This window comes from Vibrio sp. PID23_8, from assembly GCF_003584965.1.
Lineage (GTDB): Bacteria > Pseudomonadota > Gammaproteobacteria > Enterobacterales > Vibrionaceae > Vibrio.
In genome coordinates, this window is record NZ_LIXE01000004.1 from 168,739 (window position 1) to 193,369 (window position 24,631).

Here is a 24,631-nt window from a genome sequence, read left to right on the forward strand (position 1 = left end):
AGTAATGGTGCAAGTGGCGGATAAACAGCGATATCATGTCGACTTAGCGGGTCTGATGAGAACATATGAGACTAACTATGCTAAGCTCAACGCGCTGCTGCCTGCTTGTGCCGAAGTGGGTGATGTTCGTTGCTATCAGGCTGCAAACATGGTTTATCAACTGACCGTGAATGAAATCACAAAATACACCACGGTTGTTGAGATATGTCAGAGTGATGACACACCAGTATTTCCTTTACCGAAGATGTCTGTCAGGCTTTATCACGATGCGAGAGTCGCTGAAGTCTGCTCGAGTGGAGATTTCTCTCGCATAAAAGCTAAATATGATTATCCCAATGATCAGCTGATGCAAAAAGATGAAAAGCATCAACTTAATACCTTCCTTGGCGAATGGCTGACGTTTTGTTTACGAAGTGGTATCAGTAGGACACCGCTTGCTTTCAATTAATCATCACGCCTTCACGGGAAAAATAATAAAAAACAATATAGTGGACGAGTTAGGTTTTCATTTTGCAATCATCGAGTGACAGCATCAAACTACTACAAATTACGGATACTCATCTGTTTGCCGCAGACGAGGGAAGCTTGCTGAGCGTAAGAACCGCCGATAGTTTTACCTCCGTGGTACAAGAAGTTCAACACCGTCAGGTGCCGTTTGACTATATTTTGGCAACAGGTGACATTTCTCAAGATCATAGTGCAGAGTCCTATCAGCGTTTTGCTGAGGGAATTGCTCCGCTAGAAAAAGACTGTTTCTGGCTGCCGGGCAATCATGACTACAAACCCAATATGGGCAGCATACTGCCTTCTTTGCAAATACAATCGGTAGAACATCGACTTCTGGGGGAATGCTGGCAGTTGGTTCTATTGGATTCACAAGTCGTGGGTGTACCACACGGTCGTTTGAGCGACCAGCAATTGTCGCTACTAGAAGAAAAGCTAACTGAAAATCCGCAGCGGTACACTTTGGTGCTATTGCATCATCATCCACTTTTGGTTGGCAGTGCTTGGCTTGATCAACATACGCTTAAAGACGCGGAAGCATTTTGGCAAATTGTTGAAAGGTTTGAGAATGTGAAAGGCATTTTGTGTGGCCATGTTCACCAAGATATGAATGTTCTCCATAATGGCATTCGAGTGATGGCAACGCCTTCGACTTGTGTGCAGTTCAAACCAAACTCCGATGATTTTGCGCTTGATGTACAATCACCAGGATGGCGTGAGTTAGAGCTGCATCGCAATGGTGAGATAACCACGCAAGTCAGTCGCTTAGCAGATGGCTTGTTCTTGCCTGACTTTGCTTCCAACGGATACTAATCAACTATCATGCCCGAACCTTATGTTCGGGCTTGCTTTTCGTGTGAGGCTTTTATGAGTAAACCCTCGTTATTATTGTACATCCATGGTTTCAATAGTTCGCCGCTCTCAATGAAGGCAAACATCATGAAAGCATTCTGTGAGCAACATCGCCCAGATATCAAGGTCATTATTCCTCAGTTACCGTGTTTTCCTCAGCAAGCCGCTTTGTGTTTATTAGAGATCATTGATCGACATAAACAAGACTACAGCATCGGTGTCGTTGGCAGCTCATTGGGCGGTTATATGTCGACATGGCTGAACGCTAAGTTTGGTTTTCGCGCAGTGGTAGTTAACCCGGCAGTTAAGCCATATGAGCTTTTATTAGATTACTTAGGTGATCAAACCAACCCATATACGCACGAAAGCTATACACTTGAAGCACATCATATTGACGAATTAAAAGCTCTTGATGTACAAAGCATCGCGTCACCTCAATCTTTCTGGTTGTTACAACAAACAGAGGATGAAGTGTTGGACTATCGCCAAGCAGTAGAAAAGTTTGCTGATGCTAAGCAAACGGTAGAAGAAGGCGGTGATCACAGTTTTGTTGGATTTGAACGCTATCCTGCGCAAATCATTGAATTCCTAAAACTGTAAATTGAAGAGGCGATGGGCATAGGCTCATAGTTTTTATTGATATATCCAAGCGTTTCTTGACATAGACGGCATGCTTTCCGACTATGTTTTGCCGAAAAGATCTTAAGGGTATGAAGCCCTGACTACTTTGTTATGCACGAATTTATCGATGGGTAAGTATGCAGACGGAGTAGTTTTTTCGTTTCTCGAGTAGGGCTTACCAGTGGGTGAGGCTCGGGTTACAAGTAAACTTTGAGAACAATTCCGTATTATGACTGAACAATATAATGCTGGTGCCATTGAAGTACTAAATGGCTTGGAGCCAGTACGTCGCCGACCAGGGATGTATACGGATACAGCGCGCCCAAACCACTTGGGCCAAGAAGTTATCGATAACAGTGTCGATGAAGCGCTAGCCGGACATGCCTCAAAAGTACAAGTCATCTTACATGCGGACCAATCACTAGAAGTGATCGATGATGGTCGCGGCATGCCAGTTGATATCCACCCAGAAGAGAAAGTATCAGGCGTTGAACTGATCCTATGTAAGCTTCATGCTGGTGGTAAATTTTCCAATAAGAATTACCAATTCTCTGGTGGTCTGCATGGCGTTGGTATTTCGGTAGTAAATGCGCTGTCTAAGCGTGTTGAAGTGACCGTTCGCCGTGATGGTCAGGTATATGACATCGCTTTTGAACATGGTGACAAGGTTTCTGACCTCACCGTAACGGGGACGTGTGGCCGTCGTAACCGTGGTACGAGTGTGCATTTCTGGCCAGATGCAAAGTATTTTGATTCAGCGAACTTCTCTGTGACTCGCTTGGTGAACAACCTACGAGCGAAAGCGGTGTTGTGTCCTGGTCTAGAAATTACCTTCACGGATAAAGTGAACGGCAAAGACTACAAGTGGTTTTATGAGGATGGTTTAAAAGACTATCTGGCAGAAGGCGTTAAAGGCTACCCAGTCATGCCTGAAGAGCCTTTTACTGGTGAGTTTTCAGCAGAGACTGAAGCGGCAAACTGGGCGGTAATTTGGCAGCCTGAAGGCGGTGAGATGATCACCGAAAGCTACGTTAACCTGATTCCAACCGCGCAAGGTGGCACGCACGTTAATGGTCTGCGTCAAGGCCTACTTGATGCGATGCGTGAGTTCTGTGAATTCCGCAATCTGCTTCCTCGTGGCGTGAAGCTAACCGGTGATGACGTTTTCGACCGCTGTTCATACGTTCTGTCGGTTAAGATCCAAGATCCTCAATTTGCTGGTCAGACCAAAGAGCGTCTCTCTTCTCGTCAAACCGCAGCATTTGTTTCTGGTGTGGTAAAAGACGCTTTCAGCCTATGGTTGAACGAGAAGCCACAACTGGCAGAGCAGCTGGCTGAAGTCTGTATTGCTAACGCACACCGTCGTATGCGCGCGAGCAAAAAAGTCGTACGTAAGAAAGTCGCGTCAGGCCCAGCACTGCCAGGTAAGTTGACTGACTGTTCGGTACAAGACTTAAATCGTACTGAAATCTTCTTTGTAGAGGGTGACTCGGCGGGCGGCAGTGCAAAACAAGCGCGTGACCGTGAATTCCAAGCGGTGATGCCACTACGCGGTAAGATCCTGAATACGTGGGAAGTATCTGCAGACCAAGTGCTTGCTTCCCAAGAAGTGCATGATATCTCTGTTGCATTGGGTATTGATCCTGATAACGACAATCTCGATGGTCTACGTTACGGTAAAGTGTGTATCCTTGCCGATGCGGACTCGGACGGTCTGCACATCGCAACACTGTTATGCGCACTGTTCACGCGTCACTTCCGTGCTCTTGTTGAGGCGGGTCATATCTATGTGGCAATGCCACCTCTGTATCGTATCGACTGTGGTAAAGAAGTGTTCTATGCCCTAGATGATGACGAAAAAGATGGTGTCCTTGAGCGATTATCGAAGAAGAAAGCCAAAATCAACGTACAGCGATTTAAAGGTCTGGGTGAGATGAACCCACTTCAGCTGCGTGAAACAACCATGGATCCAAACACACGTCGTTTAGTTCAGTTAACCATTGATGACGCTGATGCGACTATGGAGATGATGGACATGCTGCTTGGTAAGAAACGAGCAGATGATCGCCGTGCTTGGCTTCAAAATAACGGCGATATGGCAGAGGTTTAACGGATGTCTACAGAAATTACCTACGATGGCGTTGAACAATTGCCGATGCGCAAGTTCACCGAAGACGCTTATCTGAACTACTCGATGTACGTCATTATGGATCGTGCATTGCCATACATTGGCGATGGTTTGAAACCGGTTCAACGACGCATCATTTACGCGATGTCGGAGCTGGGTCTATCGGCATCAGCAAAATACAAAAAATCCGCGCGTACCGTTGGTGACGTACTGGGTAAATACCACCCGCACGGTGACTCAGCGTGTTACGAAGCAATGGTATTAATGGCACAGCCGTTCTCTTACCGTTATCCTCTGGTAGACGGTCAGGGCAACTGGGGTGCGCCGGACGACCCGAAATCGTTCGCGGCAATGCGTTATACCGAAGCAAAACTGTCTAAGTTTGCTGAAGTACTGCTAGGTGAGTTAGGCCAAGGTACGGTGGAATGGCAACCAAACTTTGATGGCACGATGAAAGAGCCACAAATGTTGCCTGCACGTTTGCCTCATATCCTGTTGAATGGTGTCACGGGTATTGCGGTTGGTATGGCGACAGATATCCCACCTCACAACGTTCGTGAAGTGGCAGAGGCAACGATTCACCTTATCGACAATCCGAAAGCGGAATTGTCTGATGTGATGGAGTATGTAAAAGGTCCTGACTACCCAACGGAAGCTGAGATCACGTCGCCTAAAGCAGAGATTGAGAAGATCTACCGTAACGGTCGCGGTAGCATTAAAATGCGCGCAGTATGGCATAAAGAAGGTGCCGATATTGTCATCACTTCTCTGCCTCACCAAGTATCGGGTGCGAAACTGCTTGAGCAAATCGCCAACCAAATGCGTGCGAAGAAACTGCCGATGGTTGACGATCTTCGCGATGAATCGGATCATGAAAACCCAACTCGCATCGTGGTGGTACCAAAATCAAACCGCGTCGATTGCGACTTGTTGATGAACCACTTGTTCGCATCAACGGATCTTGAGCGCAGCTACCGAGTTAACTTGAACATGATTGGTCTCGACAATCGTCCCCAAGTTAAAGGCCTGGTACAGATCTTGTCAGAGTGGATTGAATTCCGTCGCACAACGGTACGTCGCCGCTTACAGTACCGCCTAGATAAAGTAATGGCTCGTCTACACATCTTGGAAGGTTTGTTGATTGCTTACCTAAACCTAGATGAAGTGATTGAAATCATTCGGACAGAAGACGATCCCAAAGCAGTACTGATGGCTCGTTTCGGGATTACCGATATTCAAGCGGATGCGATTTTAGATACCAAACTTCGTCACTTAGCAAAACTTGAAGAGATGAAGATCCGTGGTGAGCAAGACGAGCTAGAGAAAGAACGTGAGAAGCTAGAGCAACTACTGGGTTCAGAGCGTCGTCTAAATACACTACTGAAGAAAGAAATCAAAGCAGATGCTGAGAAATACGGTGATGACCGCCGCTCTCCAATGGTTGAACGTGCAGAAGCAAAAGCGCTGACTGAGCGTGATCTAGTACCAAGTGAGCCAATTACGGTTGTGCTTTCAGAGAAAGGCTGGATTCGTCACGCGAAAGGTCATGATGTGGATGCAGAAGGCCTAAGCTACAAGTCTGGTGATAAATACCTAGCGCATGCGCGTGGTAAGAGTAACCAGCAAGCAGTGTTCTTTGGCAGTGATGGCCGAAGCTACTCACTTGAATCGCATTCATTGCCGTCTGCGCGAAGCCAAGGTGAGCCAATTACTGGTCGCTTGAATATCACTGCTGGCAGCAGCATTCGTCAAGTGTTCATGGGTGAAGAAGAGCAGTTATGGCTGGTGGGGTCTGACGCAGGTTACGGTTTTGTTTGTAAAGGCTCTGATTTGTTGTCGAAGAACCGCAGTGGTAAAGCATTAGTCACTCTACCTGCTAACTCAGAAATCATGACACCGAAGACAATTGAAGACTTGGATTCGGATGAAATCTTAGCGATCACTAACCAAGGGCGTATGTTGCTGTTCCCAATTAAGGACCTGCCGCAATTGGCGAAAGGCAAGGGGAACAAGATCATTAACATTCCTGCCGCAAAAGCGAAAGAGCGTGAAGAAGTATTGTCGCATTTGATGGCGTTGCCACAGGGCGCTTCTCTGACTCTGTATGCAGGGAAACGCAAGCTAGGGCTGAAACCTGCTGATCTGGATAACTTCCGTGGTGAGCGCGGTCGCCGAGGCGGCTTATTACCAAGAGGTTTACAGCGCGTAACGCAAGTTGAAGTTGAACTGGGTACATCTCAGAAAGCAGAAGAACCTAACGAAAGCGAATAATGCGAACAAATAAAAATCCCAGCCAATGGCTGGGTTTTTTTTATGCTTCTTGCTTGTCTTCGGCGATGGTGACTTTTAGATTTATCTTTTTGCCTTTGCGGATAATACCGACATCGACAGTCGTCCCGGGACGTAAGTCAGTAACAATATCCATGACGCTTTGGCGTCCCTGAACTTTGGTACCGTTAATGCTAATAATGATGTCTTGTGGCTCAAAGCCTGCGGTGCTTGCTGGGCCGTTTGGATCAATGCCGAGCACGATGATGCCACCAATATGTTCATTACCAAGTAAGCGAGCCGTTACTGCATTGATATCCTGCCCATCAATGCCAATATAGCCACGAATGACTCGGCCATCGGCAATGATCTTCTGCATGATCTTATTCGCCAATGGGGCTGGAATCGCAAAAGAAATACCATAAGTTTCTAAGTCAGTCGCTTGTTGGAAAGAGGCCGTGTTGATGCCAACCAACTCCCCTTGAGTATTCACTAAGGCTCCCCCTGAGTTACCTTCATTGATAGCGGCATCGGTTTGGATAAAGGCTTGGCGACCATCACTAATTGATGAACGGCCTGTCGCAGAGATAATACCGAAGGTGGTAGTTTGACCTAAGTTATATGGATTGCCGATAGCCAGTACCACATCACCAACTTGAGGTTTGTATTCCGGGTTGAGTGGAATGACCGGAAGATTCGACCCTTCTACACGCAAGATGGCAATATCGGTTCTCTTATCTGTACCAACTAACTGTGCAGCCGCAACGCGACCATCTTGCAGTGCGACGACAATTTGATCAGCTTGAGCGACAACATGGTAGTTCGTGATGATGTAGCCTTTTTCGCTGACGATCACGCCAGAGCCTAGACCTTGCGTCGATAGCTTACTGCGATCATTTTCCACGTACTTACGGCTGTAGATATTAACCACGGCCGGAGCGGCTTTTCTTACTGCCTGGTTAAAAGAGACTTCAAGTGAAGCGATATTGTGAGGCTTCGGATCGACGAGATCGGCAGGAATGAGGTTGCTACGCAGTGATGGAACGGCGAGTAACACAATAATGGCCGTTGCTAAGCCTAAAAAGACAGAACGTAACAAAAAGCTAAGCATATCCTCTCCATGCATAGATGCCTAAAATGGCATAGAAAAATGAAGGATAGCATTACATTGATGAATAACAAAAGAGCAGCATGATTCCATACTGCTCTTTAGAGAGGTGATTCAAATGATCAACGTACGACTTGGTAGATAGTTTGATCGCCTCGTTGGATATTTAGAGCTAATACCCCTTTGTAATTTTCAGCAATTGCTCGTAGGTCAGCTAAGTTCTTAACGCGTTTGCGATTTACACCAATTATGATGTCCCCTTGCTCGAGTTGGAACTGTGCCGCCGGAGAGTTCGCTTCCACACTGGTGATTTTAACCCCTTGTATCGGATCGCTAGAGGTTGTATTACCTAACACCGCGCCTTTTAGACCTTCATGCAAGTTTTCTGCTTTGGCTTTCACCGTGTTTGACTTGCCGAGCGTGACGTCAAAGTTCTTGCTCTTTCCATCACGAATTACGCCAAGCGTAATCTCTTTACCAGCACCTAAGGTTGCCACCTTTGCTCGTAGTTCGGAGAAGGTATTGATGGATTTTCCGTTGATTGAAACAATCACATCCCCGGCTTGTAGACCCGCTTTAGCGGCGGCACTGTCAGGTACCACTTGGCTAACGAAAGCGCCTTTGCTTGATTCATAGCCCAGCGCTTTTGCGAGCTCTGAGGTCATTTCGCCCCCTTGAACACCTAGCATGCCGCGTTTCACTTCGCCAAATTCAAGGATTTGCTCGGTGAGGCTTTTCATCATATTGGATGGAATCGCGAAGCCAATACCGACATTACCGCCATTCGGGCCTAGGATCGCTGTGTTAATACCGATCAGTTCGCCATTGAGGTTAACCAAAGCGCCGCCAGAGTTACCGCTGTTGATAGCCGCATCCGTTTGAATGAAGTTTTCAAAGTTCTCGACATTCAAGCCGCTGCGCCCAAGCGCTGAAACAATACCAGATGTTACCGTTTGGCCTAAACCGAATGGATTACCGATAGCCACTGTAAAATCCCCTACACGCAGTTGATCAGAATCGGCAACATGAATCTGAGTAAGGTTTTTGGCTTTTTCGAGTTTTAGTAGCGCAATGTCAGACATTTCATCACCGCCAACCAGTTTAGCATCGTACTCACGGCCGTCATGGAGGCGTACCCGAATATCATCCGCGCCTTTAATGACATGATAGTTGGTTACGATCTGACCTTTCTTCGCATCAATGATGACACCTGAGCCTAAACCACGGAAAGGGCGTTCTTGAGTTTGTTCTACCGGAAAGTCCGGACCAAAGAAAAATTGAAATTGGTCTGGAATTCGGCGGGATTGCACTTGATTACCTTCCACTGCAATGCTCACAACCGCCGGGGTCACTTTTTCTAGCATTGGGGCAAGGCTAGGCAACTGCTGGCCATCAACACTGAATGGAAGAGCTGCAGAAGCGGAAATAGGGGTGATGATTGCACTTAAGCTCAAAGAGAGAACGGTTAGTGCAAGCAAAGGTTTTTTCATCCAATTACTCCTCTAGATAACGGGTCTGCCAAAAAGAAATATTCGAGTTTGTCGCTGTCGAATTCTAAGCTGCATAAAAACAGCCTGAGAGTCTATGCGGCCTATTTTTATATAGGGGCGGTTCGAATAATCACAAGGTAAAGGCAGTTCACTGCAAGTTAGAGATGAGTTATTTCTGAAAAGTTCAAATAGGGTCAATACAAATTGATAAAAAAGTCTCTGTATTGACCCTAAGGAAGGCAGGCATCGTTATGATGCTTTAGCGGTAATGACTTCAGGCGCTTTGATGATTTCTTTTTCTTGAACCTTCAACAGCCCTGTTGCGCCATTAGCGTAATCTTTTGGTTGCTTATTGGCATCAGGCTGATCTTCTTCAATTTGTTCCGAAGACATCGCCGCTTTTTTATCGAATGGGTTATCTTGTTCAGGCAAGTTAGGCAGAAGCTCTGAAGAGGTCTTTGCCATATGCTGGTACAGCTTGGTGTAATCTTTACCTAGGGTATCTAGCATCTCTGCTGTTTGTGCAAAATGATCGACCAGCTCTTGGCGTTGCTGTTCTAATTCAAATTTGGCAGCTTCCAGCTCCTTTTGTACAGACTTTTGTTTTTTGTATTCTGGTGTGGTTAGTCGACTAATGATGACGCCTACGATGGTACCGACCAGCAAACCCACAATGGCATAAATCCAAGGCATAACTGCTCCTTACAGTTGTTTTAACAAGTCTATTACTACTTAGTTACATGCAGTGCTTGACCATGTTACTATGGCTTGCACAGTCGATAAAGAAAATTAGCGGTATGTTTTCGGGGACTGATAACTACTTCTCTCTTATCTCAAAACTGACCCTGAGGTGACAATTTGCACCGTCCCTCTGATATGACCCAATGCGATGACACCATTAGAACGATATAAAAAAGACATAGCAGACCATGGATTCCAGCGTGATGATGCCCAATATAATGCGGTTGTTGCTTTAGATAAGCTCTATCATGCGATATCGGATTATCAGTCTGCACCGATTCCTCAGCTTAGCACTTGGCAGAAACTTCTTGGAAAAAAATCTGAGTTACCCGAACCACCCAAGGGATTGTACTTTTGGGGAGGTGTAGGGCGGGGCAAAACTTATCTCATGGATGCCTTTTTTGATGCTTTGCCAACCGAAAGAAAGATGAGGGTGCATTTTCACCGTTTTATGTATCGAGTTCATGATGAGCTCAGGCGTTTAGGGGATGTTGAGAACCCCTTGTCGAAAGTAGCGGAGCAATTTAAGAAAGAAGCTGATGTAGTTTGCTTTGATGAGTTTTTCGTTTCTGATATTACGGATGCGATGATTTTGGCCACGTTATTGCGAGAGATGTTTAAGCGACAAATGATCTTGGTCGCAACGTCCAATATCGAACCGCAATACTTGTATCGTAATGGCCTGCAACGAGCTCGTTTTCTTCCAGCCATTGCCATGATCCAAGAGCGTTGTGACGTGCTCAATGTAGACAGTGGGGTGGATTATCGTCTTCGTACTTTAGAGCAAGCTGAAATTTATCATTATCCTTTGGATGAGCAGGCATCGATTAACCTTAAGAAGTATTACCACCAGTTGGTTGGTGAGAGAAAAGTGGCAAGCAACGTGATTGAGGTTAATCATCGTGAAGTTGCGGTTATTGAAGTAAGTGATGGCGTATTGCATGCCTCTTTTGAGCAACTTTGCCAAACTGCACGAAGCCAGAACGACTACATTGAACTCTCGCGTATCTACCATACGGTCTTATTGGCGGATGTGAAACAGATGGATCGCAAGATTGATGATGCGGCAAGACGCTTTATCTCTCTTGTCGATGAGTTCTATGAGCGTAACGTAACATTGATTATCTCAGCAGAGGTCCCGATGACATTGCTTTATGGGGAAGGGCAGTTAGAGTTCGAGTTTAAGCGTTGTCAGTCTCGATTAACCGAGATGCAGAGTCTTGAGTACTTAAGTCGAGAGCATTTAGCTTAAAAAAGTTAAGAAAAAAATAGTGATTGAGCGCAAAAAAAGGTGATTTTTTCTTCGCTCTTCTCTATAATCCTGCAACCCACCGTTACTGCAGACCTGATTATCGAAGTTACTTCGACATAATAGGTCGAGAGTACCAACGACTCGAAGGGGTGATGACTGGGCTCTTAGACAGTGTGGGAGCACTCTACGGTGTTCCTTAAAGTTTAAATTTTAATTAACGGGTTATTATTAGCATGAAAACTTTCGTTGCTAAACCAGAAACTGTAAAACGCGACTGGTACGTTGTAGACGCTGAAGGTAAAACTCTTGGCCGTCTAGCAAGTGAAATTGCATCTCGCCTACGTGGCAAACACAAAGCTGAATACACTCCACACGTTGACACAGGTGATTACATCATCGTTATCAACGCGGAGAAAGTTACTGTAACTGGTAATAAAGCTAAAGGTAAGATTTACTACCGTCACACTGAATTCCCAGGTGGCCTAAAGTCAATCAGCTTCGAGAAACTGATTGATCGTAAGCCAGAGATGGCTCTTGAGCTAGCAGTTAAAGGTATGCTACCACGTGGTCCTCTAGGCCGTGCTATGTACCGTAAGCTGAAAGTTTACGCTGGCGCTGAGCACAACCATGTTGCTCAACAACCTCAAGTACTAGACATCTAATCGGGGATTTCGAAAATGGCAGAGAATCAATACTACGGCACTGGCCGTCGCAAAAGCTCAGCTGCACGTGTTTTCATCAAACCAGGCAGCGGCAACATCGTAATCAACAAGCGTAGCCTTGATGAGTACTTCGGTCGTCCAACTTCTCGCATGGTTGTTAAACAACCTCTTGAGCTAGTTGAACTAACTGAGAAACTAGACCTATACGTTACTGTTAAAGGTGGCGGTATTTCTGGTCAAGCTGGTGCTATCCGTCACGGTATCACTCGTGCTCTTATGGAATATGATGAGTCTCTACGTCCTACTCTACGTGCAGCTGGTTACGTTACTCGTGACGCTCGTTGCGTTGAACGTAAGAAAGTTGGTCTACGTAAAGCACGTCGTCGTCCACAGTTCTCTAAGCGTTAATTTCCACTTATTGGAAATTATGCTGTTCCAGGCTTGTTCTGGAAACTGTGCATCAAAGCTCGGCTATATGCCGAGCTTTTTGTTTTTTGTGTTCAAAACACCCTTATCTTATTACACTCATGTGTAGTACTGTCTATTTAATGTTCTCGTAACATTTATTGGGCTAATTACCGTATTTTTCTTATTTGGCGTGCTACATAGGTCATGGCGACAAACAAGGCTCTTTCTGCGTATATTTGCTATTTCTTCCGACCTAATTTCTTGAAAACAACCCAAATAAAAGGCGTGTTCTGGCTTTTTGGAATGTTATTCCTCTCGCTTTCTTGTTTCAAATCACATCTATTTTTTAGAATTTTACTGCTTTTGTGACGGCGTGGGCGATTTGCCTCACAATTGTTACGAAAAGGTAGCTTTATCTTGTCAAAAAGTAGGGTTTTCTTTATCATTTCCCCCCAATAATTAGAACTAAATTCATTATTTGTTAGCCATGCTCTTATAAGCGGAATAATAACGATCCAAAGGGAGCAAATGGGAGAATGTTTGGATGAGCAACGCGCCTTTAAATAACGGTCGCAGGCGTTTTCTAACCGCTACAACGGCAGTTGTTGGTGGCTTAGGGGCAGCTGCCGTCGCCGTTCCTTTTATCAAATCATGGAATCCGAGTGCCAAAGCAAAAGCGGCGGGTGCACCGGTGGAAGTGGATATCAGTAAAATTGAAGCCGGTCAGATGGTCCGTGTTGAGTGGCAGGGGAAACCTGTATGGGTAGTTCGCCGTACTCAAGAAGTGGTCGATAACCTTAAGAACATTGATGGCCAGCTTCGCGATCCACAATCAGAAATGGAACAACAGCCAGTTTATGCTCAGAACGAGTACCGCTCGATTAAGCCTGAGTATTTTGTGGCCGTTGGCTTTTGTACTCACTTAGGTTGTTCTCCAACCTATCTACCTGATACGTTCGCAGAACAAGTTCAAGGCGTTAAGTCTGGCTTCTTTTGTCCTTGTCATGGTTCAAAGTTTGATATGGCTGGCCGAGTGTTCCAGGGTGTACCTGCACCACTGAACCTTGTGGTTCCTAAGCACATGTATTTGAGTGACACGAAGCTCATTATCGGTGTTGATGAGGGAGACGCATAATGCAAGCACTATTAGACTGGGTTGAAAAACGACTTCCGGCAATGAATGCTTATAAAAAGCATTTGTCTGAATACCCAATGCCAAAGAACTTTAACTTTTGGTACCTTTTTGGTTCTTTGGCAATGTTGGTACTGGTTAACCAAATTCTTACAGGTATTTGGCTGACGATGAACTATGTTCCTTCTGGTGAAGGTGCGTTTGCTTCTATCGAATACATCATGCGTGACGTTGAGTACGGTTGGTTACTGCGTTACATGCACTCGACTGGCGCGTCAGCGTTTTTCGTTGTTGTTTACTTACATATGTTCCGTGGTTTGATTTACGGTTCATACCAAAAGCCTCGGGAGCTATTGTGGATCTTCGGTATGTTGATCTTCTTGGTTCTAATGGCAGAAGCCTTCATGGGTTACCTGCTACCATGGGGTCAGATGTCATACTGGGGTGCTCAGGTAATCATTTCGTTGTTTGGAGCGATTCCAGTGATTGGTGATGACCTGACGCTTTGGATCCGTGGTGACTACATCATCTCTGGTGCAACACTGAACCGTTTCTTTGCACTGCACGTGATCGCACTACCTATTGTTCTGCTACTTCTTGTTGTACTGCACGTATTGGCTCTGCACGAAGTGGGCTCAAACAACCCTGATGGTATCGAGACTAAACTACCAAAAGGCTCAATGGGTGATGATTACAAAACGCAATTCAAGTTCCATGAGTACTACTCGAATAAGTACGACATCATTGATTCGATTCCTTTCCACCCATACGGTACGGTGAAGGACTTGGTGGGTGTGGCTGGTTTCTTATTCTTCTTCTGTTACGTGTTGTTCTTTAACCCAGAAATGGGTGGGTACTTCCTTGAGCCGCCTAACTTTGAAGCTGCAAACCCACTGAAGACACCTGAGCACATCGCTCCAGTATGGTACTTCACGCCGTTCTACGCAATTTTGCGTGCGGTTCCTGACAAACTATTGGGTGTCATCCTAATGGGGGCGTCAATTGCCGTACTGTTTGTTCTCCCTTGGCTGGATCGCTGTAAAGTACGTTCGTACCGTTACCGTAGTAAAATCCACCTATTAAATATTGTTCAGTTCACTATCGCCTTTATCGCTCTGGGCATTTTGGGGGCACTACCGGCAACGCCGCTGTACACGATTCTGTCTCAGATCTTTAGCTTGTGTTACTTCATGTTCTTTGTTCTGCTGTTTTTCTACAGCAAAAATGAAGCAACCAAACCTTTACCAGAGAGGGTGACATTCAAATGAAGAAGTGGATTGTAATTCTATTTGCTATGTTGCCATCTCTCGCGATGGCAGCGGGGGCCAGCGTGCCGCTAGACAAAGCGAACGTTGACCTATCGGATAAAGCCTCGCTGCAAAACGGTGCGAAGTTATTCATGAACTACTGTTTTGCTTGTCACTCAACGCAATACCAGCGTTACGAGCGTGTCGCGACAGACTTGGATATTCCCATTGACCTGATGAAGGAAAACCTAATTTTCGATCCTGAAGCGAAAGTGGGCGACCTGATGGTTAATGCGATGCCAGCAAAGCAAGCGGGTCAGTGGTTTGGTGCTCCGCCACCAGATCTGACGTTGGTTGCTCGTGTTCGTGGTGCGGATTGGCTCTATACGTACCTTCGTTCTTTCTACACCGATCCATCTCGTCCATTTGGCGTGAACAACTTGGTATTCCCAAGTGTTGGTATGCCACATGTGTTAGAAGAACTACAAGGTATTCCAACTCCGGTATACGGCACAAAAGTCGTCGACGGTGAAGAAGTTCAAGTGGTGGTTGGCATTGAAACCGATGGTACTGGTGAACTTAGCACTGGCGAATACGATAAAGCTGTCGGTGATTTGGTCAACTTCTTGGTTTACTCTGGTGACCCAGTTCAGCTAGAGCGTCATGCACTTGGTTGGTGGGTAATGGGCTTCTTGGTATTGCTGACGATTGTTGTTGTGATGCTTAAGAAAGAGTATTGGCGTGATGTGCATTAATTGTGCTATCATACCGTGCTAATTCCCAATTTTAATTGATGGATAATGGAGGCTTAGCCTCCATTATTTTTATTTGTAAGTGTACTGGAGGGCTCTATGGCTGTAGCTGCCAATAAACGTTCTGTGATGACTCTTTTCTCAAGTGCATCAGATTTGTATAGCCATCAGGTTCGCATCGTACTTGCTGAAAAAGGCGTAAGTGTAGAGGTCGAGCTTGTTGATGAAGCAAACCTTCCTGCTGAGCTTGTAGAGCTAAACCCATACAAGTCAGTGCCAACTCTTGTTGACCGTGAGCTTGCTCTTTACGATTCAAAAATCATCATGGAGTACTTGGACGAGCGTTTCCCTCATCCACCTCTAATGCCGGTTTACCCTGTTGCTCGTGGTAACAGTCGTTTGATGATGTACCGTATCGAACGCAACTGGTACTCACTGGCTGAAAAAGTAATGAAAGGCAATGCTGAAGAATCAGAAAAAGCGCGTACCAAACTACGTAATGATCTTCTGACTCTAGCGCCAATTTTTGCTGAATACGAATACTTCATGAGTGAAGAATTCAGCCTAATTGATTGTTACCTAGCACCACTATTGTGGCGTTTACCTCAACTAGGTATTGATCTTGTTGGTCCTGGCTCAAAAGAAATTAAGGTTTACATGAACCGCGTATTCGAACGCGACTCATTCCTGGCTTCTCTAACGGAAGCAGAACGTGAAATGCGCCTAGTTCGCTAAGCGACTCAGTAACACGTTATGGATATTGCAAAAATGACGGCTCGCCGCCCATATATGCTTCGTGCATTTTATGATTGGCTAGTAGACAACGACTTAACTCCCCACCTGGTTGTTGATGCAACCATGCCAGGTGTGCGCGTACCAGTGGAGTTTATTCAGGATGGTCAGATTATCTTGAATATTGCGCCACGTGCTGTAGGCCACTTAGAGTTGGGGAATGATGCGATTACGTTCCAGGCTCGCTTTAGTGGTCGTCCGCACTCTGTTATCGTGCCAGTGTATGCGGTTCAAGCTATCTACGCGCGTGAAAACGGCGCAGGCACTATGTTTGAGCCTGAAGAAGCGTATACGAACATCGAAGATGAAGCGATGGTTGAAGAAGAGCAAGCGTCGACATTTACGACAGTAAGTGATGAGCCTTCTGAAATGGTTGACTCGACATCGGATGAGGAGCAAGCGCCTCGCCCGAAAGGTAGACCAAGTTTACGAGTAATCAAATAACAAAAAAGCAGCGTGTAACGCTGCTTTTTTTGTTTGGTTAGACAGACACCGTCTGGATAGACTTACAGATTAGCTGTGCTGTTTTCTACAGACTCAGTCTCACCATATTGAAACCCCTTGATGACCTGTTTCACACCTGAAATATTACGTGCGATTTCTATTGCTCGTTCCCCCTGCGCAGGGGTGACATAACCAAAGAGGAAGACTTCACTGTCTTCCGTAATTACTTTAACTTTTATCCCATTAAGTTCACTATCGGTGAGTAGAGATGATTTTACTTTGGTGGTTATCCAGCTATCGTTGCTGATTTGGGTAACGGTTAATGGCTCTTTGAGCTTGATTTGGTTGTGAACATTTTTTACCCCTTCGACTTCTCTCGCTCTGCGTTCCAGTTCATTGTTCCACTCTTGTGTTGGGGCCTGACCCATTAACACAACCGTTCCGTTATAAGAACTGGCCACAACGCGAACTTTGCCTTTAAAAGGGGCTTTGTTACCAATGGCAGCAACCTCGAATTCGATATTGTTGTCTTGCCAGATTTGTTTGGTCGAACGAGTATCAGTGACAATGTTCGCTGTGGTGGCAGCACCAGCAATAAACAAACCAGCACAGCCACTCATGTTGAGTACGGCACACAAAATGACAAAACTACGTATCATAATTCTAACTCTTAATATCCATTATTCTTCGTGAGCAGGGAAAAGCACTTGGTCTATCAAATCACATAAACAGTGAAGCGTAACCATATGTACTTCATGAATACGTGCTGTGCGGTGAGATGGAATTCGAATCTCAACATCATGTTCACCTAATAAACCCGCCATCTCGCCACCGTCTTTGCCGGTTAACGCGATGATGGTCATATCACGCGTTACGGCGGCTTCCATTGCTTTGATGACGTTTTTGCTATTACCGCTAGTTGAGATGGCTAGCAGGATATCCCCTGGCTGGCCAAACGCACGCACTTGTTTTGAGAAAATCTCTTGGTAGTGGTAGTCGTTGGCTACGGCGGTTAGGGTGGTGTTATCTGCCGTCAGTGCCATCGCTGGTAAGCTAGGACGCTCGGTTTCAAATCGGTTTAAAAGGCATGAAACAAACTGCTGAGAGTTCGAGGCGCTCCCCCCGTTACCGCAACACAAGATTTTATTGCCATTGAGCAGGCTCGAAACCATGGCTTGAGCTGCATGAGTAATGGCATCTGGCAGCGCTTCGGCTGCCGCTATTTGAATTTGAATACTTTCTGTAAAACTGTCTTTAATGCTGTCTAGCATCACTTATCCTTCAGATATTGCATTTTGTATCCAGTTGATATCTCGACCATTATCATGAATGGCTATCACATCAAACCGATAATCTATATTTTGTGCAGCGCGTCTTTTCTGGCTAAGCCAAATCTGTGCGGTTTTGACCAGTTTACGCATTTTTGTACGGGTGACCATTTCTGCTGCTGAACCAAACTTATCGTTCTTGCGATATTTGACCTCAACAAAGACGATAGTTTCACCTTGTTGGAAGATTAAATCAATTTCTCCGACTTTAGTCAGAAAATTTTGATCAAGAAAGTGTAAGCCCTGGCGTTGCAAATATTGCTTCGCCAGGGTTTCATATTGATTGCCTATTTGTCGTTGACTAAAGAGCCCCACGCTCTGCCCAGCTTAGCTCGCGTTGCACAACACAGTTATTGTCGATACTGAGTGTACCGGTCTGGCCGTCAACGGTGTGACCTAGAACGACTTTCATTTTAGGAAGTTCGCCAATCAACTTGTACGCGTCCATCCCCAATGCCTCTAAGCGTTTTTCCATGTTGGATTGCTCAGACCAAAGCTCACTCATTTGTGCCGTGATGCTTGGGTCTGCTTGGATGAGAAGTGGGATGTCGCTGTAAGTGACGCCAGTGAGATCTTCATATGTCGTACCGCCACTGTTGCTCCGTGAGTTGGAGAACAATTTTGGTGGCTTAGCGTCAGGGTTGATCGCCACTTCAATAAACGGTTTTATCAACGTGAGCTCAGAGCTTTTTGCTACAATATAGACCGCATCGACATCGCGACGACTACGTGGTTGGCTTTCTAGTGGGATACCCATGAGAGATTGCATTTGAGCAATACGCTGCTGGCTCTCCTGTAGGCCGAACACCTCGTTGATGTTCTTTTGCAGTTGGCGTTTGTCACCAAAGTAGTTGGTGGCGACTTTGTTAGAACTATACTTGTCCCATTCTTGATTAAACGCATCCACAACACGCTGACCGTAACTGCCGCTTGGAGCTAGAATCATCGGGAATTTGTACCCCTGACTGAACAGGTATTTTGCTGCCTGCGCTACTTCTTGTTCCGGAGATAAAGCCAAGTAGCACATGTTGGTACCAGGTTGGACGTCTTCAGGAATGTTCAATGCAAGAGCAGGGATCGCCACGCCAGTCTCTGACCCATCCAGTGTTGATTGCAGCCGTTCGACGTTTTCTTTTTGCAAAGGACCGACAACAAAGTCGATGTTTTCGCTGATCAAACGCTGCTTAATTTGCTCAGCATTGTATGCGTGTGTATCGATAACGGTAAGCGTTGAACTTGGATCCCGATGAGTGTCATTCATCATCGCAAAGATAAAACCATCCCGAATAAGCTGAGCTTGCGGCGCAAATTTACCCGTTAACGGGAGCAATAGTGCGGTGTTGCTTGGCTTGACGATGTTCAAAGACAAGATATTTTGGATCTCAGCGGGCGTGTATACCGCTGCCGGGTGGGAGGGGTTTTCGCTCAACCAGCGCTCTAGAGTATTCTTGAGCTGAGGGATATTGCCTGATAAGGTTTTGGCGTAAATCGCCAGTTGTAGCCAGCCATCTAATACGTCTTCGTTTGGATCGGTATGAAGCGAGGTGAGCTCGTTTTCTGAGTAGCTGTTGAGATTCATCCAAATGCGGCTAGAGATGTCACGTTGCTCTGCTGATGAAGAGTATTGACCTAAGGCAACCAGTTCACGGTTAGCATCAAATGGCTGGTTTAAGTTTTGGTATGCTTCTGCGCGTAGTGAGTAGTAGTCTTTCCATTGCTCACTTGGCAGTTTCCACCAAGGTTTGAAGTTGAGTTGCTGCAGCAACTGTGAGTAATTGCCTTGTTTATGCTGCATTGTCGCGCGAGTCAGTTGCCACTCCGCCTGCTGAACTTCCGTCAATTGCTGACGAGCAAGACGTTTGATAAGCCGTTCCGCTTGGTCGAAGTCGTTAGCTTGAATCGCAGCCTTGGTTGCCATGATCAACCAGTCGTTTTGTAAGCTACCTTCGGTGCTATCCGCTTGAATCATGTAGTTCTGAACAGACTGGGTAGGCTCAAGTGTTATATCGACGCTGCCAGGCTGTCGAGGACCTGAAGAACAGGCGGCGAGCGTAATTGCCAGTGCAACAGGAGTGAGTAAGCGTGGTACACTGAGTCTCTTATGGTTCATCATTGCCGTGAGTTCTCTATAATTTTGTACAAAATTGTCTCTATATTAATCGTTGAAGTGATGGTAAACAAATGACAGATAAAAATAAGTTGCCGAATGAGGGGCCAACTCTCTACATCGTACCGACGCCAATCGGAAATTTAGCGGATATCACTCAACGTGCTATCGAAGTTCTGTCGAATGTGGACATCATTGCCGCTGAGGATACTCGACATACAGGCAAATTACTGTCTCACTTCAATATCCAAACCAAAACCTTTGCGTTACACGATCATAATGAGCAGCAAAAAGCACAGGTACTGGTTGAAAAGCTACTTTCAGGTCAGTCCATTGCACTGGTCTCTGACGCTGGTACGCCGCTAATCAGCGATCCAGGATACCATTTGGTGACAAAATGTCGTCAAGCGGGCGTAAGAGTTGTGCCGCTTCCCGGTGCATGTGCGGTTATCACCGCGTTAAGTGCATCTGGTTTGCCATCGGATCGCTTCAGCTTTGAAGGCTTTCTACCACCGAAAAGCAAAGGTCGTAAAGATAAGTTTCTTGAGATTGCTTCAGTTGAGCGCACTTGTATTTTTTATGAATCGCCACATCGTATTTTAGACTCTTTACAAGATATGTTAGACGTTCTTGGGCCAGATAGGGAAGTGGTATTAGCTCGAGAGTTGACGAAAACCTTTGAAACCATTCAGGGAATGCCACTTGGTGAGTTGATTGGGTGGGTAAAAAGTGACGGCAACCAGCAACGTGGTGAGATGGTGCTTTTGATCCATGGATATCGTGATTCTAGTGAAGAAACGCTACCGGATGAAGCGACTCGTACACTGGGTATTTTGACCAAGGAGTTGCCTCTTAAGAAAGCGGCGGCCTTAGCGGCGGAAATCTACAACCTAAAGAAAAACGCGCTATATAAGTGGGGGTTGGAACATTTAGGCTAACCTCATTGAGATAGTCAGTTTCATTTTGCAAAAAGGGTTGGTGTGAGAGCATCGGCCCTTTTTCTTTGGCTGTTCATTTGTATTTGTCTAAAATATCGCCAATTGATTCATTCATTTCATCATATCTGTGATCTCACTAGACTCTGAGTGGATAACTCTATACAATCCGCCCTTGGAGCTGACTGGGTAGTCGCTGCTTTGTTGATGTCCTTCGGGAGACTGACAAAGGGGAGGAAAGTCCGGGCTTCATAGAGCAAGGTGCCAGGTAACGCCTGGGGGGCGCAAGCCTACGACAAGTGCAGCAGAGAGAAGACCGCCGATGGCCCCTATTTTCGAGTAGTGGTGCACAGGTAAGGGTGAAAGGGTGCGGTAAGAGCGCACCGGACGACTAGTAATAGTTCGTAGCAGGGTAAACTCCACCTGAAGCAAGACCAAATAGGCCTCCACATTGCGTTGCTCGCGTAAGGAGGCGGGTAGGTTGCTCGAGCCAGTGAGTGATTGCTGGCCTAGACGAATGGCTACCGCCGCGCAAGCGGAACAGAACCCGGCTTATGTGTCGGCTCCACCTATTCGAGACCCATCACTACTTTGGTAGTGATGGGTTTTTTGCATTTTATTGACGCAAACCATGTCATTACCAATAAACTTGGCGCTGAATCACGTCTAACTTTAGACTTGTGGTGGCGATGATGTGGGAAATCAGTACACTAAAGAATCGCTTCAAGATCATTCAACGAGAAAGCTATGACCGAAACATTTCAACATATCTCAGTGTTATTAAATGAATCCATTGATGGCTTGGCTATCAAACCCGACGGTATCTATATCGATGGAACATTTGGCCGTGGCGGTCACAGTCGAACTATCTTGTCGAAATTAGGTGAAAATGGTCGACTGTACAGTATTGATCGTGACCCTCAAGCGATAGCTGAAGCGGGCAAGATTGATGATCCTCGTTTTACCATTATTCACGGACCATTCTCAGGAATGGCAAAGTACGCAGAAGAGTACGGTTTAGCCGGCAAAGTCGATGGGGTTCTTTTGGATCTTGGCGTGTCTTCACCTCAGCTAGACGATGCAGAGCGTGGCTTTAGCTTTATGAAAGATGGCCCGTTAGACATGCGTATGGATCCAACTTCTGGCATCCCTGTCTCTCAGTGGTTGATGGAAGCTGACCTTGATGACATCACTTGGGTGATTCGTGAGTTTGGTGAAGACAAACATGCACGTCGCATTGCTAAAGCCATCGTGGCATACCGTGAAAACGAAGAAAACGAGCCAATGGTTCGTACAGGTCAACTAGCAAAATTGATTTCAGATGCGGCACCAAAGAGCTTTAAAGAGAAAAAGCACCCGGCGACGCGTGCTTTCCAAGCATTCCGTATTTACATCAACAGTGAGCTAGAAGAAATTGATACGGCACTAAAAGGTGCGGCGAGCATTTTAGCGCCTGAAGGCCGCTTGTCAGTGATCAGTTTCCACTCATTGGAAGATCGCATGGTGAAACGCTTCATTCGTAAAGAGAGCAAAGGCCCTGAAGTGCCACACGGTATTCCAATGACGGAAGCGCAAATCCGTGCGCTTGGTAGTGCGAACATGAAAGCCGTTAGCAAAGCGATCAAACCCACTAAGCAAGAAATTGAGCTTAACCCTCGTTCGCGCAGCTCTGTGCTAAGAGTTGCTGAAAAGCTGTAATTGTTATGACGAAATCCACTCCCAATCTTGCTAAGTTGATTGCAATAGATCTGTTTACTGTCGGTCGCTGGTCACTTGTGCTGATGCTACTGATATTCGCATCTGCGATGGGAGTGGTGTTTGCGACTCATCACGCACGCCAAGCGATCACCGAGAAAGATCATACATTCGTTGAGCGTGAGCAGCTTGACAGTGAATGGCGCAATCTAATGTTAGAAGAAACCGCCCTCGCGGAACACAGTCGCGTCCAAGATCTTGCCAAAATCGATCTTGAGATGAAACGTCCCGATGGCGATAAAGAAGTGGTTATCACGCTAAAATGATGGGAAAGAAAGCCAAATCTAAACAAGGAAACCCGAGTACTTCTGCTGTGAAAGAAAAAATTGCAACGGAGAAGCCGCAAGTTAAAAATGAAGCGGTCAGTACAGAGCCTGAGGCATTTTTAATTCGTTGGCGTTTTCATTTGCTATTGTTTTTTGTCTTTTGTGCTTTCGCCCTACTTGTGGGGCGTGTGGCTTATATCCAAATTATCGAGCCTGATAATCTTATTAAGCAAGGCGATCTCCGTTCTATCCGTGTCAAGGCTATTCCGTCTGCTCGAGGTATTATCTCTGACCGCAATGGTGAGCCTTTGGCCGTCAGTGTCCCTGTGGAAGCCGTTTGGGCGGATCCGAAAACCATCTTTAAAGAAGGTGCGTTAGAGCAAACCCAAAGCTGGTATGCGCTAGCCGATGTACTTGGCCTCAATCGCCAAGGCTTAATTGACAAGATTAAACGCAACGAAAAGCGTCGTTTCATTTATCTTCAGCGCCAAGTCAGTCCTGCTATGGCCAAATATATTCGTGAGCTCAAATTGCCCGGCGTCGGTCTTAAGTCCGAATCTCGTCGTTATTACCCTGCAGGCGAAGTCAGTGCTCACCTAGTCGGCGTTACCGGTATTGATGGTCATGGTTTGGAAGGCGTTGAACGCAGTTACGATAAATGGCTAACGGGTGAGGCGGGCAAAAAGATCATTCGCAAAGACCGTTATGGCCGAGTGGTAGAGAACATCGCACTTGAGGAGAAGCAAGAAGGTAAGCCGCTTAAACTCACAGTGGACCAACGTTTACAAGCGATTGCGTATCGTGCAATCAAGCAGGCCGTTGCGGATCACCGGGCGACCTCCGGCTCTGCGGTGATGTTGGATGTTAAAACGGGCGCAGTGCTGGCGATGGTGAACGCGCCATCCTACAACCCGAATAACCGCAGCGACTGGCAAAGCTACAAAATGCGTAACCGGGTCATCACTGACTCAATGGAGCCGGGTTCGACGATTAAGCCATTTGTGATTCTGGCCGCCTTAGAAAATGGAGTGGCAGATGAAAACACCATTGTGGATACCGGTAATGGTATTCTTCAGCTTGGTGGTAGCCGCGTACGTGACGTCTCTAAAGTAGGCAAAGCGAGCCTAACTCAGATCCTGAAAAAGTCGAGTAATATCGGTGTGACCAAGTTGGCAATGCAAATGCCAGTTGAAGCGTTGTTGGGACTCTATAGTTCAGTGGGGTTGGGGGAGCTTTCAGGTTTAAATCTAGTCGGTGAAGTGACGGGCATTTTCCCTAGCCGTTCACGTTGGTCTCCAATCGAACGCGCCACCATTTCTTTTGGTTACGGTTTGTCGATCACACCAATTCAGCTTGCTCATGCTTACGCGACCTTAGGAAATCTGGGTAAATATGAGCCTGTGCATATGATTGAAAGTAATGATATGGGTATGTCGCGCCAAGTCGTAAGCCATGAATATGCTCGTCAGGTGCTTGATATGCTTGAAACGGTTACTCAAAAGGGCGGTTCAGCTCGAAGAGCAGCGGTGCCTGGTTATCGGGTAGGGGCAAAAACGGGTACTTCACGTAAAGCGAGTGCAGGTGGTTACAGTGATGAATACATTACTTATACGGCAGGCCTTGCTCCAGTCAGTGATCCACGTATTGCACTTGTTGTTATCGTCAACGAGCCGCAAGGCGATGATTACTACGGTGGCTCAGTAGCGTCCCCCGTTTTTTCTGAAATTATGAAAGGTGCGCTGCAAATCCTGAACGTTGCGCCAGATGAAAATAAATTCCAGCCGCATGCTAAGTAGTGTGCAGCAAAAAATGTTAAGAAAACCTGAGCTTAAGCTCGGA

General features: G+C 46.2%; 24 protein-coding genes and 1 other RNA gene. 18 read left to right on the plus strand and 7 right to left on the minus strand.

Going from position 1 to position 24,631, the window contains the following annotated elements; genetic code table 11:
- Positions 1-4 precede the first annotated feature (4 nt).
- From AK966_RS09740 to parC, 5 genes are all read left to right on the plus strand, one after another.
- Positions 5-448, plus strand: coding sequence for a DUF1249 family protein (locus AK966_RS09740; RefSeq protein ID WP_099078838.1), 444 nt, complete (start codon positions 5-7; stop codon positions 446-448).
- Between the two features lie 62 nt (positions 449-510).
- Positions 511-1,317, plus strand: a complete 807-nt coding sequence (cpdA, locus tag AK966_RS09745; RefSeq protein ID WP_119464052.1) for a 3',5'-cyclic-AMP phosphodiesterase — start codon at positions 511-513, stop codon at positions 1,315-1,317.
- Between the two features lie 54 nt (positions 1,318-1,371).
- Complete coding sequence (gene yqiA / locus AK966_RS09750; protein WP_119464053.1) at positions 1,372-1,956, plus strand: esterase YqiA; 585 nt, start codon at positions 1,372-1,374, stop codon at positions 1,954-1,956.
- Positions 1,957-2,206: 250 nt separating this feature from the next.
- Positions 2,207-4,087 (plus strand): DNA topoisomerase IV subunit B, encoded by a 1,881-nt coding sequence (gene parE, locus AK966_RS09755; RefSeq protein WP_099078841.1) that lies wholly within the window; start codon positions 2,207-2,209, stop codon positions 4,085-4,087.
- A gap of 3 nt (positions 4,088-4,090) precedes the next feature.
- Positions 4,091-6,376 carry a DNA topoisomerase IV subunit A gene (parC, locus tag AK966_RS09760; RefSeq protein ID WP_099078842.1) on the plus strand — a complete coding sequence of 762 codons (2,286 nt, stop codon included), beginning with the start codon at positions 4,091-4,093 and terminating at the stop codon, positions 6,374-6,376.
- Positions 6,377-6,416: 40 nt separating this feature from the next.
- Here parC and degS read toward each other — a convergent pair whose 3' ends face one another.
- The 3 genes from degS to zapG all read right to left on the minus strand — a co-directional run bounded on the left by degS (position 6,417) and on the right by zapG (position 9,664).
- Positions 6,417-7,484: an outer membrane-stress sensor serine endopeptidase DegS gene (gene degS, locus AK966_RS09765; RefSeq protein WP_099078843.1), complete on the minus strand. Its 1,068-nt coding sequence runs from the start codon at positions 7,482-7,484 to the stop codon at positions 6,417-6,419.
- A 119-nt stretch (positions 7,485-7,603) separates the two neighbouring features.
- Positions 7,604-8,971 carry a Do family serine endopeptidase gene (locus AK966_RS09770; RefSeq protein WP_119464054.1) on the minus strand — a complete coding sequence of 456 codons (1,368 nt, stop codon included), beginning with the start codon at positions 8,969-8,971 and terminating at the stop codon, positions 7,604-7,606.
- Positions 8,972-9,220: 249 nt separating this feature from the next.
- Complete coding sequence (gene zapG, locus AK966_RS09775; protein WP_099078845.1) at positions 9,221-9,664, minus strand: Z-ring associated protein ZapG; 444 nt, start codon at positions 9,662-9,664, stop codon at positions 9,221-9,223.
- Between the two features lie 196 nt (positions 9,665-9,860).
- Between zapG and zapE the strand changes: the two genes are divergently transcribed.
- From zapE to sspB, 8 genes are all read left to right on the plus strand, one after another.
- Positions 9,861-10,964 carry a cell division protein ZapE gene (gene zapE / locus AK966_RS09780; RefSeq protein ID WP_119464055.1) on the plus strand — a complete coding sequence of 368 codons (1,104 nt, stop codon included), beginning with the start codon at positions 9,861-9,863 and terminating at the stop codon, positions 10,962-10,964.
- A 233-nt stretch (positions 10,965-11,197) separates the two neighbouring features.
- Positions 11,198-11,626: a 50S ribosomal protein L13 gene (rplM, locus tag AK966_RS09790; protein WP_099078848.1), complete on the plus strand. Its 429-nt coding sequence runs from the start codon at positions 11,198-11,200 to the stop codon at positions 11,624-11,626.
- Positions 11,627-11,641: 15 nt separating this feature from the next.
- Entirely contained in the window at positions 11,642-12,034 is a 393-nt protein-coding gene (gene rpsI / locus AK966_RS09795; RefSeq protein ID WP_005436094.1) for a 30S ribosomal protein S9, read from the plus strand.
- A 544-nt stretch (positions 12,035-12,578) separates the two neighbouring features.
- Positions 12,579-13,169, plus strand: coding sequence for a ubiquinol-cytochrome c reductase iron-sulfur subunit (gene petA / locus AK966_RS09805; RefSeq protein WP_099078850.1), 591 nt, complete (start codon positions 12,579-12,581; stop codon positions 13,167-13,169).
- Positions 13,169-14,434, plus strand: coding sequence for a cytochrome bc complex cytochrome b subunit (locus AK966_RS09810; protein ID WP_099078851.1), 1,266 nt, complete (start codon positions 13,169-13,171; stop codon positions 14,432-14,434). The genes petA and AK966_RS09810 overlap by 1 nt, the downstream gene beginning before the upstream one ends.
- Positions 14,431-15,168 carry a cytochrome c1 gene (locus AK966_RS09815; RefSeq protein ID WP_099078852.1) on the plus strand — a complete coding sequence of 246 codons (738 nt, stop codon included), beginning with the start codon at positions 14,431-14,433 and terminating at the stop codon, positions 15,166-15,168. The genes AK966_RS09810 and AK966_RS09815 overlap by 4 nt, the downstream gene beginning before the upstream one ends.
- Before the next feature lie 96 nt (positions 15,169-15,264).
- Positions 15,265-15,900 carry a stringent starvation protein SspA gene (gene sspA / locus AK966_RS09820; protein WP_005372897.1) on the plus strand — a complete coding sequence of 212 codons (636 nt, stop codon included), beginning with the start codon at positions 15,265-15,267 and terminating at the stop codon, positions 15,898-15,900.
- 18 nt (positions 15,901-15,918) lie between these two features.
- On the plus strand, positions 15,919-16,401 hold the full coding sequence (gene sspB / locus AK966_RS09825; protein ID WP_099078853.1) for a ClpXP protease specificity-enhancing factor: 483 nt from the start codon (positions 15,919-15,921) through the stop codon (positions 16,399-16,401).
- Positions 16,402-16,463: 62 nt separating this feature from the next.
- Here the strand turns inward: sspB and AK966_RS09830 are convergent, their stop codons facing one another.
- Genes AK966_RS09830 through AK966_RS09845 form a run of 4 tightly spaced genes read right to left on the minus strand, consistent with a single transcriptional unit; the run spans position 16,464 to position 19,842 of the window.
- A complete protein-coding gene (locus AK966_RS09830) occupies positions 16,464-17,060 on the minus strand; it encodes a BON domain-containing protein (RefSeq protein ID WP_099078854.1) in 597 nt (198 codons plus the stop codon).
- 21 nt (positions 17,061-17,081) lie between these two features.
- Entirely contained in the window at positions 17,082-17,672 is a 591-nt protein-coding gene (locus AK966_RS09835) for a phosphoheptose isomerase (RefSeq protein ID WP_099078855.1), read from the minus strand.
- 3 nt (positions 17,673-17,675) lie between these two features.
- Positions 17,676-18,044: a YraN family protein gene (locus AK966_RS09840; RefSeq protein WP_099078856.1), complete on the minus strand. Its 369-nt coding sequence runs from the start codon at positions 18,042-18,044 to the stop codon at positions 17,676-17,678.
- Positions 18,031-19,842, minus strand: a complete 1,812-nt coding sequence (locus tag AK966_RS09845) for a penicillin-binding protein activator (RefSeq protein WP_099078857.1) — start codon at positions 19,840-19,842, stop codon at positions 18,031-18,033. The genes AK966_RS09840 and AK966_RS09845 overlap by 14 nt, the downstream gene beginning before the upstream one ends.
- Before the next feature lie 68 nt (positions 19,843-19,910).
- Between AK966_RS09845 and rsmI the strand changes: the two genes are divergently transcribed.
- The 5 genes from rsmI (at position 19,911) to AK966_RS09875 (ending at position 24,588) form a co-directional block, all read left to right on the plus strand.
- On the plus strand, positions 19,911-20,774 hold the full coding sequence (gene rsmI, locus AK966_RS09850) for a 16S rRNA (cytidine(1402)-2'-O)-methyltransferase (RefSeq protein WP_099078858.1): 864 nt from the start codon (positions 19,911-19,913) through the stop codon (positions 20,772-20,774).
- A gap of 174 nt (positions 20,775-20,948) precedes the next feature.
- Positions 20,949-21,342, plus strand: an RNA gene (rnpB, locus tag AK966_RS09855) — RNase P RNA component class A.
- Positions 21,343-21,518: 176 nt separating this feature from the next.
- Positions 21,519-22,469 carry a 16S rRNA (cytosine(1402)-N(4))-methyltransferase RsmH gene (gene rsmH, locus AK966_RS09865; RefSeq protein WP_119464056.1) on the plus strand — a complete coding sequence of 317 codons (951 nt, stop codon included), beginning with the start codon at positions 21,519-21,521 and terminating at the stop codon, positions 22,467-22,469.
- Positions 22,470-22,474: 5 nt separating this feature from the next.
- The gene (gene ftsL / locus AK966_RS09870) at positions 22,475-22,792 is read left to right on the plus strand and encodes a cell division protein FtsL (RefSeq protein ID WP_099078860.1); all 318 of its coding nucleotides are present in this window, start codon (positions 22,475-22,477) and stop codon (positions 22,790-22,792) included.
- Complete coding sequence (locus AK966_RS09875; RefSeq protein ID WP_099078861.1) at positions 22,789-24,588, plus strand: penicillin-binding transpeptidase domain-containing protein; 1,800 nt, start codon at positions 22,789-22,791, stop codon at positions 24,586-24,588. Before ftsL ends, AK966_RS09875 begins: the two co-directional genes overlap by 4 nt.
- Positions 24,589-24,631: the final 43 nt, after the last annotated feature.

What these genes read in the sequence shown, in the direction of transcription:
- zapG (WP_099078845.1), bottom strand. Translation starts at nt 9,664, where the DNA reads ATGCCTTGGATTTATGCCATTGTGGGTTTGCTGGTCGGTACCATCGTA.
- rsmI (WP_099078858.1), top strand. Translation starts at nt 19,911, where the DNA reads ATGACAGATAAAAATAAGTTGCCGAATGAGGGGCCAACTCTCTACATC.
- sspA (WP_005372897.1), top strand. Translation starts at nt 15,265, where the DNA reads ATGGCTGTAGCTGCCAATAAACGTTCTGTGATGACTCTTTTCTCAAGT.
- AK966_RS09875 (WP_099078861.1), top strand. Translation starts at nt 22,789, where the DNA reads ATGATGGGAAAGAAAGCCAAATCTAAACAAGGAAACCCGAGTACTTCT.
- AK966_RS09845 (WP_099078857.1), bottom strand. Translation starts at nt 19,842, where the DNA reads ATGATGAACCATAAGAGACTCAGTGTACCACGCTTACTCACTCCTGTT.
- AK966_RS09810 (WP_099078851.1), top strand. Translation starts at nt 13,169, where the DNA reads ATGCAAGCACTATTAGACTGGGTTGAAAAACGACTTCCGGCAATGAAT.
- AK966_RS09815 (WP_099078852.1), top strand. Translation starts at nt 14,431, where the DNA reads ATGAAGAAGTGGATTGTAATTCTATTTGCTATGTTGCCATCTCTCGCG.
- AK966_RS09770 (WP_119464054.1), bottom strand. Translation starts at nt 8,971, where the DNA reads ATGAAAAAACCTTTGCTTGCACTAACCGTTCTCTCTTTGAGCTTAAGT.
- zapE (WP_119464055.1), top strand. Translation starts at nt 9,861, where the DNA reads ATGACACCATTAGAACGATATAAAAAAGACATAGCAGACCATGGATTC.
- sspB (WP_099078853.1), top strand. Translation starts at nt 15,919, where the DNA reads ATGGATATTGCAAAAATGACGGCTCGCCGCCCATATATGCTTCGTGCA.
- rsmH (WP_119464056.1), top strand. Translation starts at nt 21,519, where the DNA reads ATGACCGAAACATTTCAACATATCTCAGTGTTATTAAATGAATCCATT.
- parC (WP_099078842.1), top strand. Translation starts at nt 4,091, where the DNA reads ATGTCTACAGAAATTACCTACGATGGCGTTGAACAATTGCCGATGCGC.
- rplM (WP_099078848.1), top strand. Translation starts at nt 11,198, where the DNA reads ATGAAAACTTTCGTTGCTAAACCAGAAACTGTAAAACGCGACTGGTAC.
- AK966_RS09835 (WP_099078855.1), bottom strand. Translation starts at nt 17,672, where the DNA reads ATGCTAGACAGCATTAAAGACAGTTTTACAGAAAGTATTCAAATTCAA.
- yqiA (WP_119464053.1), top strand. Translation starts at nt 1,372, where the DNA reads ATGAGTAAACCCTCGTTATTATTGTACATCCATGGTTTCAATAGTTCG.
- AK966_RS09830 (WP_099078854.1), bottom strand. Translation starts at nt 17,060, where the DNA reads ATGATACGTAGTTTTGTCATTTTGTGTGCCGTACTCAACATGAGTGGC.
- degS (WP_099078843.1), bottom strand. Translation starts at nt 7,484, where the DNA reads ATGCTTAGCTTTTTGTTACGTTCTGTCTTTTTAGGCTTAGCAACGGCC.
- petA (WP_099078850.1), top strand. Translation starts at nt 12,579, where the DNA reads ATGAGCAACGCGCCTTTAAATAACGGTCGCAGGCGTTTTCTAACCGCT.
- ftsL (WP_099078860.1), top strand. Translation starts at nt 22,475, where the DNA reads ATGACGAAATCCACTCCCAATCTTGCTAAGTTGATTGCAATAGATCTG.
- AK966_RS09740 (WP_099078838.1), top strand. Translation starts at nt 5, where the DNA reads ATGGTGCAAGTGGCGGATAAACAGCGATATCATGTCGACTTAGCGGGT.
- parE (WP_099078841.1), top strand. Translation starts at nt 2,207, where the DNA reads ATGACTGAACAATATAATGCTGGTGCCATTGAAGTACTAAATGGCTTG.
- rpsI (WP_005436094.1), top strand. Translation starts at nt 11,642, where the DNA reads ATGGCAGAGAATCAATACTACGGCACTGGCCGTCGCAAAAGCTCAGCT.